The 12,906-nt window shown below is 54.4% G+C and carries 12 protein-coding genes; 3 read left to right on the forward strand and 9 right to left on the reverse strand.

All coding sequences use genetic code 11. The features are described 5' to 3' along the window. Positions 1 to 5 precede the first annotated feature (5 nt). A complete protein-coding gene (locus tag CPA50_RS03430) occupies positions 6 to 1,259 on the forward strand; it encodes a D-amino acid dehydrogenase (protein ID WP_096781060.1) in 1,254 nt (417 codons plus the stop codon). On the opposite strand, the gene CPA50_RS03435 is transcribed toward CPA50_RS03430, so the two are convergent. From CPA50_RS03435 to CPA50_RS19415, 9 genes are all read right to left on the reverse strand, one after another. Further along, a complete protein-coding gene (locus CPA50_RS03435) occupies positions 1,256 to 1,726 on the reverse strand; it encodes a DUF4442 domain-containing protein (protein WP_096781061.1) in 471 nt (156 codons plus the stop codon). The genes CPA50_RS03430 and CPA50_RS03435 overlap by 4 nt on opposite strands. 117 nt (positions 1,727 to 1,843) lie before the next feature. Then, the gene (locus CPA50_RS03440; protein ID WP_096781062.1) at positions 1,844 to 3,487 is read right to left on the reverse strand and encodes a fatty acid--CoA ligase; all 1,644 of its coding nucleotides are present in this window, start codon (positions 3,485 to 3,487) and stop codon (positions 1,844 to 1,846) included. Between the two features lie 130 nt (positions 3,488 to 3,617). After that, positions 3,618 to 3,950 carry a Na+/H+ antiporter subunit G gene (locus tag CPA50_RS03445; RefSeq protein WP_096781063.1) on the reverse strand — a complete coding sequence of 111 codons (333 nt, stop codon included), beginning with the start codon at positions 3,948 to 3,950 and terminating at the stop codon, positions 3,618 to 3,620. 54 nt (positions 3,951 to 4,004) lie between these two features. After that, positions 4,005 to 4,274, reverse strand: a complete 270-nt coding sequence (locus CPA50_RS03450; RefSeq protein ID WP_096781064.1) for a K+/H+ antiporter subunit F — start codon at positions 4,272 to 4,274, stop codon at positions 4,005 to 4,007. Further along, positions 4,271 to 4,759 (reverse strand): Na+/H+ antiporter subunit E, encoded by a 489-nt coding sequence (locus CPA50_RS03455; protein ID WP_096781065.1) that lies wholly within the window; start codon positions 4,757 to 4,759, stop codon positions 4,271 to 4,273. Before CPA50_RS03455 ends, CPA50_RS03450 begins: the two co-directional genes overlap by 4 nt. Beyond that, the gene (locus tag CPA50_RS03460) at positions 4,759 to 6,297 is read right to left on the reverse strand and encodes a monovalent cation/H+ antiporter subunit D (RefSeq protein ID WP_096781066.1); all 1,539 of its coding nucleotides are present in this window, start codon (positions 6,295 to 6,297) and stop codon (positions 4,759 to 4,761) included. The genes CPA50_RS03455 and CPA50_RS03460 overlap by 1 nt, the downstream gene beginning before the upstream one ends. Further along, the gene (locus CPA50_RS03465; protein WP_096781067.1) at positions 6,294 to 6,662 is read right to left on the reverse strand and encodes a Na+/H+ antiporter subunit C; all 369 of its coding nucleotides are present in this window, start codon (positions 6,660 to 6,662) and stop codon (positions 6,294 to 6,296) included. Before CPA50_RS03465 ends, CPA50_RS03460 begins: the two co-directional genes overlap by 4 nt. Continuing rightward, entirely contained in the window at positions 6,662 to 9,463 is a 2,802-nt protein-coding gene (locus tag CPA50_RS03470) for a monovalent cation/H+ antiporter subunit A (RefSeq protein ID WP_096781068.1), read from the reverse strand. The genes CPA50_RS03465 and CPA50_RS03470 overlap by 1 nt, the downstream gene beginning before the upstream one ends. Before the next feature lie 384 nt (positions 9,464 to 9,847). Then, on the reverse strand, positions 9,848 to 10,012 hold the full coding sequence (locus tag CPA50_RS19415) for a hypothetical protein (protein WP_179397146.1): 165 nt from the start codon (positions 10,010 to 10,012) through the stop codon (positions 9,848 to 9,850). Between the two features lie 210 nt (positions 10,013 to 10,222). Between CPA50_RS19415 and CPA50_RS03475 the strand changes: the two genes are divergently transcribed. Both CPA50_RS03475 and CPA50_RS03480 read left to right on the forward strand, forming a co-directional pair. Further along, positions 10,223 to 12,025, forward strand: a complete 1,803-nt coding sequence (locus tag CPA50_RS03475) for an acyl-CoA dehydrogenase (protein WP_096781069.1) — start codon at positions 10,223 to 10,225, stop codon at positions 12,023 to 12,025. Beyond that, on the forward strand, positions 12,025 to 12,804 hold the full coding sequence (locus CPA50_RS03480; protein WP_096781070.1) for a crotonase/enoyl-CoA hydratase family protein: 780 nt from the start codon (positions 12,025 to 12,027) through the stop codon (positions 12,802 to 12,804). The genes CPA50_RS03475 and CPA50_RS03480 overlap by 1 nt, the downstream gene beginning before the upstream one ends. The last annotated feature ends 102 nt before the right edge of the window (positions 12,805 to 12,906 follow it).

A 12,906-nucleotide genomic window follows, 5' to 3' on the forward strand; every position in this document is an offset into this window, starting at 1 on the left:
CAAGCATGCACATACTGGTTTTGGGCGCAGGGGTTGTTGGCACCACCACAGCCTGGTTTTTACAGAAGCAGGGCCACCAGGTAACGGTTGTTGACCGACAGAGTCAGGCTGGCCTGGAAACCAGTTATGCGAATGGTGGGCAGATTTCCGTTTCCCATGCAGAGCCCTGGGCTAACCCCGCAGCACCTTTGAAAGTGCTCAAGTGGTTGTTTCAGGCCGATGCACCGCTTCTGTTCCGCCCGAGACTGGACCCGGCCCAATGGCGTTGGGCATTGTCTTTTCTGACCCAGTGCACCTCTGCGAAAGCTGCTCATAACATCCGTCAGATGGTTAACCTTGGCACCTATAGCCGCAGCCAGCTGCAGGCCTTGCGCGAGGAAGCCGGGCTGGAGTATGACCAGATGGAAAAGGGCATTCTGCATTTCTATACCAACCCGGCAGAGTTCGATGCGGCGCTTGAACCAACCAGGATCATGTGTGATCTAGGGTGTGAGCGACAGGTGATCGACGCGAACAGGGCGGTTGAGCTGGAGCCAGCACTGAAACATATCCAGCACAAGATAGCGGGAGCGACCTATACCGCTGAAGACGAATCCGGTGATGCCCGTAAGTTTACCCAGGCACTTGCCCAGCGATGTGCGGAAGCGGGTGTCGAGTTCTGTTATGGCACAGATGTACTTGGTTTCGAACGGGCAGGTGAACGTATTCTCGGCGTACAGGTTCTGAGAGAGGGGCACCATGAAACCCTGCGGGCAGACGCTTATGTGCTCAGCCTTGGAAGTTTCAGTGCACCACTTGCCCGACAGCTTGGCCTGTTTTTGAATATCTATCCGGCAAAAGGCTACTCAATCACTGTACCGGTAAAGAATAAAGAGGCCGCGTTCAGTGTCAGTCTGACCGATGATGAGTACAAGCTGGTGTATTCGCGGCTTGGTGACCGTATCCGCGTGGCAGGTACGGCCGAATTGAGTGGTTACAGTCGCAATCTCAGTTACACCCGCTGCCGGTCCATCGTGCGCAGAGCCGCAGAAATAATGCCTGAGGCGGGTTGTTGGGATCAGGCTGAGTTCTGGACAGGGCTTCGCCCCACGACACCTTCCAATGTGCCTTATGTAGGAAAGAGTCACTTTGCCAATCTTTATCTGAATACCGGGCACGGTACCCTGGGCTGGACCCACTCCTGCGGTTCCGCAGCTGCGCTGGCCGATATTGTTGATGGGAAAAAGCCCGAGGTGGATTTTACGTTTTCAGGGATTTAACGCTTTTTCCTGACATACAGAACCTTGTTAACCCGGGCGACCAGTTCGCCCTTGTCATCGAGAATATCCACATCCCATTGCGGCAGTGTTTTGTCACCGCCCGCTGTGGCTGCACGGATTTCCTCAAGTTTCTCTTCCGTCAGTTCGAAGTGTGCCATTACCCTGCCTTTACCGGGGCGAATAAAGTCTATGCAGGCGGATTTGTCCCAGACGATATAGTCGCTCCCCAGGTTGTTCATCAGCAACAGCATGTACATGGGGTCAACCATGCTGTAGAGCGAACCACCAAAGTGGGTGCCCACATAGTTGGTGTTGAACCAGCGCAAATTCATTTCTACCGTTGCTGACCGGTAGTTTTCCGCAATGTGGGTCACTTTGACGCCTGCACCTGCGTATGGGCCGTAAACATTCATCATTTTACGTATGCCGTTCGGGCTGGAGATCCAGTTACGCAGTTTGGACATCATGGTTATAAGGCTCTGTTTGAAAAATAGGTCAGGATGGCTTTCAGGCGGGAGATTATACGATGAAAAACAAAAATGGCCCGCAGGAAACCTGGCGGGCCATCTGAAGTACAGGTCTGATTACTGCAACTGGTCTCGAATCAGCTTTTTGTTGATCTTCCCGACACTCGTTTTCGGGATGTCTTCAACAAAATCAATCTGGGTTGGTATTGCCCACTTGTTGATCTCGCCGCTGTCGACATATTGCTGCAGGTGGTTCTGTATATCTTTGAGGCTGGTCTGCTCGCCAGGCTTGAGGGTGATCAGGGCATATGGCCGTTCGCCCCACTTCTCATCGGGAATGCCCACAACAGCAGCAGCGGCTACCGCTGGGTGCTGGCTGATCAGGTTTTCCAGATCAAGAGACGACAGCCATTCACCGCCCGTCTTGATCACATCCTTGATGCGGTCCTTGATGGTCAGTGTGTTGTCTGGCTCCATGGAAGCGACATCCCCCGTATGCAGCCAGCCGCCTTCCCAGAGTTCTTCGCCTTTACCAGGTTCCTTGAAGTAGCTTTGAGTGAGCCAGGGCGCGCGGGCAACCACCTCGCCTTTGGCTTCACCATCGTGAGGGACCGGGTTGCCGGACGGGTCAACAATCTCAAGTTCTACCATGGGTACAGCTACGCCGGTTTTGATTCTCTTGGCGGTTTGCTGCTCCAGTGGCAGTTCGAGGTCTTCCGGTTTGAGATGGGTAGCGCTTAGCAGCGGACAGGTTTCTGACATGCCATAGCCGGTGTACATGTGTATCCCGAGTTTTGCCCCTGCATCACACAGGGCTTTGGTTAGCGCGCTGCCACCAATCAGTACGTGCCAGTTGCTGAGGTCTGCTGTTTTGATGGATTCCGTACCCATCATCATCTGCATGATGGTTGGAACGCAATGGGAGAGGGAAACATCGTGTTTCTTGATCAGATCAACCAGCAACTCCGGCTCATAGCGCCCCGGATAGATTTGCTTGATGCCCATCATGGTAGCGGCGTAGGGGACGCCCCAGGCATGAACGTGGAACATCGGTGTAACTGGCATATAGACTGATGACGAGCGTAGCAGTGGCACTTCATCGTAGGCGGCAAGTGAGCCGGTCATCGCCAGGGTATGCAGTACAAGCTGACGGTGGCTGAAGAAAACACCCTTCGGATTGCCGGTGGTTCCGGTTGTGTAGAAAGTCGTCGCGACACTGTTCTCATCGAAATCCGGGAAGTCGAATCTGGTTGCAGCTGCAGACAAAAGAGCTTCGTACTCTCCGGCAGTATTGATTGTTGTATCGGCCGCAGTTTTCTCATCGGTGAGCTGGATATAGGTTTTGACGGTTTTGATCTCGTCCCGGACACTCTCCAGGATCGGAATGAAATCGTCGTGCACCAGTACCACATCGTCTTCAGCGTGGTTCATGGTGTAAACAATCTGCTCAGGTGACAGGCGCACATTTACGGTATGCAGCACAGCGCCCAGCATGGGGACTGCGAAAAAGCACTCAAGATAACGGGGGGTGTCCCAGTCCATAACCGCTACTGTGTCGCCGGGTTTGACTCCGGCATCGGTCAGGGCGTTTGCGAGGCGGTGAATACGTTCTACCAGATCGAGATAGGTGTACTTGCCATGGTTGGCATAAATGATTTCCTGATCCGGAGAATACCTTGGCCCTGAGAGCAGCAGTTGCTTGATAAGAAGAGGGTACTGATGGGCATTTTCAGCCGCAGGTAAAATTCGTGTCTGAACCATGTATGGAATCCTCTTTCCCGGTTTTTAGTGTTATATGAAACCTTGGTTTAATCTGACATACAACGAGTAAAACCGAAAGCTCGCTGCATGTCGTTGTTAAAGCCTGAGGAGAGCGCTGGTCTGACGGTTGCTACTGCTCCCAGGGTTTACCCTGGGTATTTTTCATGGTTTGTACACCTATATGCATGGCCGCTTTGGCCAGTATATTGGCACTCACCGGTGCGGTCATGAGCAGAAAGACAGTGATCAGTATTTCGGAGATGCCGATCTCCTCGCCCATGGCACTGAAGTAGATAACCGAGCTCAGCATGATGGCTCCTACCCCAACGGTGGTTGCCTTGGTTGGCCCATGCAGCCGGGTATAAAAGTCTGGCAGCCGGGCCAGACCTATGGCACCTATCAGTGTAAATGCACCGCCAAAAAGCAACAGGGCCGAGATAGCATATTCTGCAAACGGGCTCATGAGTCCTCTCCTCTGCGCATGGGCTGATATGGTCTGACGGATTGAGTGAGATGCTTATTCAATGACACTACCCCGCTTGAGATATTTTGCCATGGCCACGGTACTGACAAACCCCATAACCGCGATCAGCAAGGCAGACTCAAGATACATTCGTGTGCCCAGAGTAATGCCCAGTAAAATTATGAGGGCAATAGCATTGATATTGAGCGTATCTATTGCCAGAACCCGGTCGGGCTCGTCCGGGCCCTTGATCAGACGGTAGACATTCAGCAACGCCGCCAGGGTCACCATCCCGATGGTGAGGTACAGAGCAGTGGTTATCATTGAAACATCTCCATCAACGGCTTCTCATAGCGGTTGTATATCGCATCAATAACTTCCTGATCATCCGTGGCATCCAGCGCGTGGATCAGTAGGGTCTTGTTGTCATCGCTTATATCCGCGCTTACGGTGCCGGGCGTAAGTGAGATGGTGCTGGCGAGAATGGATATGGCCAGGGGGTGTTCAAGTTTCAATGGGTAGCAAACAAACGCCGGGCGAGGCGGGCGAGGGCTGAGTATGAGCCAGGCCACAGAAAAACTGGCCACCACAATATCTTTCAAAACTCGCAGCGCATAGGCAGGCATACGCCAGGTTTTTACGAAAGCGGGGCGCTCCGGCCAGAATCCGTGAGTGAGCTGAGGGATCAGCCAGGCGAGGACAAGCCCGAGAACGACGCTGCCACCGGATATGCCATCGCTCAGGATCTGCCAGGTAAGGAAGAGAATCAGACTCAGCCAGGGCTGAGGAAAACTCAGGCGATCGAACATCAGTTTTTCTCCCCCACTATCGGATTCTGCGGTACATGTACGGGAGTCTGCAGAATATTGATGTATCCGCTGTTGTTGTGCAATTGCTCGGCGGTGGCGCGGGTGTAGTCACTCAGAGGCCCGGCCAGTACAACGATCACCATGGTCATGCAGGTCAGAATGCCGGTAGATATAGACACTCTGTTGTTCAGGGGAGCCGGCGATTCCACGTGACCGTCTAGGTTCCGCCAGAAAACAATACTGCCTGCGCGGCTGTATGCGATAAGCGTAAAGAAGCTGCCAACCATGAGTACGCTCCATAGCCAGGCCATTTCTACGCCGGGTTCAACGGACTGAAGAATTAGTAGCTTGCCGAAAAAGCCACTGAGTGGCGGCAGGCCGCCCGCGGCTACGGCACCGATAAGAAACAACACACTCAGAAACGTACGGTGGTGCATCCTGGGGGCAGGAACGATGTTGTCTGCGGCCAGGCCTCTCTGGCTTGCGACCAGCTCGGAAACCAGAAACAGGGCTGCGACCGTCCAGGTGGTGCTGACCAGATAGAACAGGGCTGCTGACAGACCTGCCTCAGAGCCAAGTGCGATGGGCGCAAGCAGCGTTCCTACAGAAATAATCACCTGCCAGGCTACCAGCGTTTTCAGGTTATTGGCGCCAAGAGCTCCAATAACGCCCATGCTCAGGGTGATCAGGGCCAGGGGGAAGAGCCAGTCCATGCCCAGATTTGCCAGTTCCCCTGCACCCTCTCCGAAGATCAGCGGGAAAACTCTTATAATCGCGTAAATACCCACCTTGGTCATAACTGCAAAAAGAGCTGCGACAGGGGCGGTTGCTTTTGCATAGGCTTTGGGCAGCCAGAAACACAGTGGAAGAATTGCGGCCTTCAGACCAAAAACCACCAGAAGCATCATGCCGCCAGCCTTCACCAGGTTCACGTTGCTGCCAGATACCTGGGGAATTTTTACAGCCAGATCTGCCATGTTCAGTGTGCCCGTGGCGCTGTAAATCATGCCGACACCAATCAGAAACAAAGCAGAACCCACCAGATTCAGAACGACATAGTGGAGTCCGGGAACGGTTCGCGTCGTGCCGCCGCCGTGCATGAGCAGCCCGTATGACGCGATAAGAAGAACTTCAAAGGCAACGAACAGGTTGAACAGGTCGCCGGTGAGAAAGGCTATGTTCAGCCCCATCAGCTGGAACAGGAACAGGGTGTGAAACTGCCTGTTGCCTTCATCGGCGCCACCACTGGCGTAGATGTGACAGAACAGTCCCAGAATTGCCGTCAGCACCAGCATCAGTGCAGCTAGCCGGTCAAGAACCAGAACAATGCCAAAGGGCGGCTGCCAGTTGCCGAATGCATAGATGCGATAGCTGTCATCACTGGCGAGTACGAGCAGTACAACCGCAGACGCCAGCATCAGCACGGTGGTGGTAATTGCCAGGGTGCGGCGCAGGCCGATGGGCGCGTAACCCATGAAAACCTGCAGAATGCCGCCGAGCAGCGGTATCAGAATCGGAGCGATAAGCCAGTGAGTCATTTACTGGTTACCTCCTGTTCCTGTTTCGAAGCGGCCGGTGTATTTTCTTGCTGGCCGTCCACATGATCGTTTTCGTTGTCTGCCAGGTTTCGCAGGGCCAGAACCACCAGAAATGCCGTCATAGCAAAACCAATAACGATCGCCGTGAGAACCAGTGCCTGAGGCAATGGATCAGAATAACTGGCGGCAGTTCCTATGACCGGTTGCTGGCCGGTAGCCAGCCGCCCGGTAGCGAACAGAAACAGGTTGACGCCGTAAGAGAGCAGGGTCAGCCCCATAACCACGGGGAAGGTGCGGGCGCGCAGTAACAGATAAACACCGGATGCCGTCAAGGCACCGATAACCAGTGCAAATAGCAGTTCCATTACACGCCCTCCTTTTGACTCTTGATGGCAGAGTGAGGCGATAGCCGGCCAATGCTGACGAGTGCCAGCAGGGTGGCGCCAATTACTGCCAGGTAAACGCCCAGGTCAAACACCAGTGCCGAGGCAACTTCGAATTTGCCTACAACCGGCCAGGTAATATAGCCAAATGCGGTTGTCAGGAAGGGGTAGCCGAAGGCCAGACTGCCGGCTCCGGCAACGGTCGCAAACAACAGCCCGAGACCAATAACGTTATGGTACCGGAAGGGAATGCGATCCTGAGTCCAGATCATGCCACTGGCGATGTACTGAAGAATCAGTGCGACCGAAGTAATCAGGCCAGCGATAAAACCACCGCCAGGAAGGTTGTGTCCGCGCAGGAAAATATAGGCAGAGACCAGAAGTGCCAGTGGCAGCATGGGCCGGGCAATCTGCCTTAGCATCAACGGGTACTGATCACGTGTCCAGGCATGGCCCAAACCATCTCCCGGGGGAGGGGTTAAGGCTGTGTTTTTAAGCATGGAGTAAATGCCAAGCGCCGCAATAGCCAGTACGGTTATTTCGCCTAAAGTGTCGAAGCCCCGGAAGTCGACCAGAATCACGTTGACTACGTTGGTTCCACCGCCCCCCGGCTTGCTGTTTTCCAGGAAGAATTCAGAAATGCTACTGAACGGTTGGGTGAGCATCGTCAGTGTTATCAGGGTCATCCCCGTGCCAACTGCAAGAGCAATCAGAATGTCGCGGATACGCTGAGTTCCTGAACTCTCCATGGGCGTCCAGGATGGCATGTAATAGAGCGCAAGCATCAACAGAACAATGGTGACAACTTCCACGGAGAGCTGCGTCATGGCCAGGTCCGGGGCGGAGAAGCGCGCAAACGCCAACGCCACTATCAGGCCGACAACACTCAGTAGTATCAGTGCAAAAAAGCGCTCCCGATGCCAGACGACCGTTGCCAGTGCAGCTATGATCAGCACACCGGCCGCTATCGCCGTGGGCCAGTCAACGGGGCTCAGCCCATTCTCGCCGACATAAATGCCGTTGTCAGCGAGGGGCAGAGCGGTTACAGCAATAACGCTCAGAACCAGTAGCATGGCGTAGCGTTGCAGAGAGCCATTTTCGACCCACCCGGTAAAGCGGTTTGCCAGATTTACAACCTTTGATACCAAAGCCTCAAACACGGCTTTTTCATCGATTTCCCGGAAACGGGCATGGAAAGCGAAAAAGCGCTTGCGCTGGCTGTACATAAGCAGGCCGCCGAAGAAGGCCATGAAGCTCATCAGCAGGGGCAGATTAAAGCCGTGGATAATCGCCAGCTGATAATCGGGTACATTGCCGCCTAAGGTTGCAGATGCCGCTGAATATAACAGCGGCCCTACGGACACTGCGGGAAATACGCCCACCATGATGCAGGCGAACACAAGAATCTCCACCGGGATTTTCATGTAACGGGGGGGCTCATGGGGCGGATATTTAGGCAGATCCACGGGTTTCCCGTTGAAGAAAACGTCGTGAATGAAGCGGGCCGAGTAGGCGACGGCGAAGATGCCTGCCAAGGTGGCGACAATCGGCGGAAGCCAGGCCCAGAGGCCGGGAAGGTTGAGCTGCAGGGACTCGGCAAAGAACATTTCCTTGCTGAGGAAGCCGTTCAGCAGAGGGACACCGGCCATGGACGAGGCGGCAACCATTGCCAGAGTGGCTGTGTGGGGCATGTAGCGCCAAAGCCCGTTGATCCTGCGCATATCCCGGGTGCCGGTTTCATGATCAATGATGCCCGCTGCCATGAACAGTGATGCTTTGAAGGTTGCGTGGTTGATTACATGGAATATGGCAGCAACTGCGGCCAACTGGGTACCCATGCCCAGAAGCAGCGTGATCAGGCCCAGGTGGCTGACGGTCGAATACGCGAGCAGCCCCTTGAGGTCGTGCTTGAACATAGCGATATAAGCGCCCAGCAGCATGGTTGCCATGCCGGTGAAGCTGACCATATAGAACCATTGTTCAGTTCCAGCCAGCGCAGGATAAAGGCGTGCCATCAGAAATATGCCAGCCTTGACCATGGTGGCAGAGTGCAGGTAAGCAGAGATCGGAGTGGGCGCCTGCATGGCATGGGGCAGCCAGAAGTGGAAAGGGAACTGGGCGGATTTTGTGAAGGCCCCGAGCAGAACCAGGGTCAGTGCCACCGGGTACAGGGCGTGGGCTTTTATCTGATCGCCGGCAGCGAGTACATCATCCAGTTCAAAACTACCGACAATATTGCCGATGAGGAGAATGCCGGCCAGCAGGGCCAGACCGCCGCCGCCGGTTACCGCCAGTGCCATCCTGGCACCGCGGCGTGCGTCCTGTTTGTGAGTCCAGAAACTGATCAGAAGGAATGAGGTCAGGCTGGTGAGCTCCCAGAAAATGAGCATCAGCAACAGGTTGCCAGAAAGGACTATGCCCAGCATTGAACCTTTGAAACACAGGAGCAGGGAGTAGAACTTGGCGACATTCTCTTTTGCTTTCAGGTAATAGTGAGCATAGAGAATGATCAGGAGGCCGATAATCAGTATCAGCAGTGCGAACAACAGGGCCAGCCCGTCAAGCCGGAAACTGAAAGAAAGCCCGAGAACAGGAAGCCACTCATAGCTGTGCACTACGGTGCCGCCAGCAGCAAGAACAGACCAGTGTGGAAACAGCGCTGCCAGAGCAATCAGCGCAGGAACAGATGATGCTATTGCAATAGCGGTTCGCCCTCCCTGGGCAAACAGGGGCGCCGCGATGGCACCCAGAAACGGCAGTAGTACAACCAGCGGTAGCGACATCGCAACCTCGTTAGCGGCTTTCTTTTTTATGAATGGATGTGGCGTATAAGCCTGAGTCTAGTCCCCGCTCAGTCACCTTGCATAAGTTACAGCCAGGCGGTCATGGAGAGTGACAGCAGTTGAATCAGCGGGAGGCTGGCGGGTCTGGGAAATAAGGTAAACGCCCGCGATGCCGCGCGATGTCAGCGGTAATAGGGGGGCGGTTGCTTTGCATGCAGCCGAAGGACCTTGCGGTCATGGTTGCTCCGTTAGTAAAACCTGGAAACTGATAATACGTGCCCGGGCTCGCAGGTCAAGTCAACTTGTGATGAATCAAGTGCCGGCGTAGTCCTGAAAAGTGACGCGAAGGGGCACTATAAGGCAATTTTATGCAGATCTTTAGTATCATCGGGCCGATTTAAGTGCTTTGAAAATGGCTTCAGCCTCAGCCTCCAGAACCTGATTTCGCAGGCTGTGACCCTGGCGGCTGGCCTGCTCAATCTGTTCCAGCTTCATGTTGTACAGACGGTTCAGAACTTCAAACTGTGTTTGTTGAGTTGATACGGTCATGGTCTCTCTCCCATATGGCACCTGTCAGTATACTTTACGGAAACATCCGGACAGTGGCCTTTGGGACAATCTGATGCATAACCCGGGCCAGATGAGAGCTGGAGGATTTGGCCATGGAGATGTCACAAACGCCGGTTCCCACGAAAACCCGGTTGTGAGAGCCTGTACTCAACCATAAATGCTCCAGTCAGCCACAAGGAAGCTGCATAAATGACCGATACTCTGATAGACCGCCGCGACCTGGCGTTCCAGCTATACGAAGTTCTTGATACAGAAACCTTGATCAGTCGTGACCGTTTCAGTGAACACAGTCGCGATACCTTCGATGCTGTCATTGAAACTGCCGATAAAATGGCGCGGGAAAAATTTGCCAGTCATAACAGCGCAGCTGATAAAGACGAACCGAGGTTCGTTAACGGCCAGGTAGAAATGCTGCCCGAAGTAAAGCAGGCCTTCGACGCATACGCCGCCGCCGGTTTTATTGCAGGTCGCTACGATTATGAACTGGGGGGCATGCAGCTTCCTGAAAGTGTGATGGCTGCCTGTAATGGCTTCTTTACAGCCGCTAACCCGGGAACCGCAGGCTATCCTTTTCTGACCGCCGCTGCCGCCAACCTCATTCGGGTTTTCGGCAACGAATCTCAGAAGAGCAGCTTCCTGCCTAACATGCTAAGCGGCCGTTATTCCGGAACCATGGCACTCACCGAGCCCCATGCCGGGTCGTCGCTGGCAGACATCCGCACCTCCGCCACGCCAACGGACGATGGCCACTACCTGATCAAAGGCGCGAAAATTTACATCTCCGGAGGTGAACAGAGCATTACTGAAAACATTGTTCACATGGTGCTCGCCAAAATCAAAGGCGCTCCGGCCGGTGTAAAGGGTATCTCCCTGTTCATCGTTCCCAAGTTCCGCGTAGACAGCGATGGTAATCCGATGGACCGCAATGGCGTCAGTCTTGCCGGTTTGATTCACAAACTTGGTTACCGCGGCACTACTTCCACAGCGCTTAGTTTCGGTGACGATGCGCCCTGCCATGGCTATCTGGTGGGCGAGCCCCATCAGGGTTTGAAATACATGTTCCAGATGATGAACGAAGCCCGGGTTGGTGTTGGCTTTGGTGCGGCAGTGATCGGCTATCGCGGATATATGCATAGTCTGGAATACGCAAAAGACCGGTTGCAAGGCCGCAAGGCTTCCGAAAAGAACCCGGAAAGCCCCCAGGTGCCGATCATTGAGCACGCTGACGTGCGCCGGATGCTGCTGGCGCAAAAAGCCTACAGTGAAGGCGGGCTGGCACTTTGCCTGTATGGCGCCCGGCTGATGGACGATCAGCACACCCACCCGGATGAACAAAAGCGCAAAGAAGTTGGCAAGCTGCTTGATCTGCTTACGCCTATCATCAAGACCTGGCCTTCCGAGCATGGCCCGAAAGCAAACGACCTGGCCATCCAGGTATACGGCGGTGCCGGTTACACCCGGGAATACCCTGTGGAGCAGTGCTGGCGTGACAACCGACTGAACCCGATTCACGAAGGCACCACCGGCATTCAGGGCCTGGATTTGCTTGGCCGTAAAATCTGGCAGGATCAGAGCCATGGCTTGCAACTGCTGATGCAGGAAATGCAGGTAGATCTGGAGGCAGCGACAACTGATCGTTGTCAGCAATGGGCGTTGTCACTGAGTGAAACCCTGCAGCAGGCTGTCAAAGTTACCCAGAGCCTGGGTAAATCCCTCATGGGCGGCGAGGTGGATAAAACTCTCGCAAATGCCTCCTGCTATCTGCATCTGTTTGGTCATATCATCGTAGCCTGGATGTGGCTGCGCCAGGCCAACGCCGCCGCCCGGACACTGGCGTCTGCAAGCAGTGATGACGAGCGTAATTTCTACCAGGGAAAACTCCAGGCCGCCCAGTACTTCTTCCATTGGGAATTGCCGACAGTTGCCCAGGACCTGGTGTTGTTGCGAAATATGGATGATACCTGCCTGAACATGAAGACGGAGTGGTTCTGATGTCTTTGGTTAACGTCAAAAAGAAAGGTCATATTCTGCTCATAGGGCTAAATCGTCCGGAAAAAATGAATGCCATGAACCGGGCTATGTATCATGAGATAGCTGCGGCCTATTATCAGCTGGAACACGATGAGGGCCTGAGAGTGGGGCTGATGTATGCGGAAGGCGATCACTTTACCAGCGGCCTGCAGCTGGATGACTGGTCAGGCGTGTTCGCAAACGGCAGTGGTATAGAGCCGGGTGAAGGCGAGCTGGATCCGTTTCATATAACCGGTGACGGCCTCAGTAAACCGGTTGTTTTCGCAGCTCAGGGTATCTGTTTCACCTGCGGTGTTGAAATGATGCTCAACACAGATGTCCGCGTAGCGGCCAAAGGCACTCGCTTTGCCCAGTTGGAAGTCAAACGCGGCATCTTTGCCTGTGGTGGCGCCACTATTCGCCTGCAACGTGAAATCGGCTGGGGTAACGCTCAGCGTTATCTGCTGACAGGCGACGAATGGACGGCAGAGCAGGCTTATAACTGGGGCCTGATACAGGAACTGGTTGAGCCGGGCCAGCAGTTCAGTGCAGCTCTGGAAATTGCGGAGAAGATAGCCAATGCTGCACCGCTGGGTGTGCAAGGTAGTCTGAGATCGTCGAAAATTGCTGTAAGCGAAGGCCAGGAAGCGGCCAGGCAGAGGTTGTTCCCGGATTTGCAGCCAGTGATGGCAAGCGAAGATGTTAAAGAAGGTATTCAGTCATTCCTTGAAAGACGAAACGCAGTCTTCAAAGGAAGGTAAGACCAGCCACCCAAACTCCAAGCTGTCGAATGGCCCCTGGAGGGCTACTCGGCAGCATTTTCTGCACACCTCCCCCTGAACCCTGCCTCCGAAGACCGGTAC

Origin of the sequence: Marinobacter sp. ANT_B65, assembly GCF_002407605.1 — a bacterium.
In the GTDB taxonomy this organism is placed as follows: domain Bacteria; phylum Pseudomonadota; class Gammaproteobacteria; order Pseudomonadales; family Oleiphilaceae; genus Marinobacter.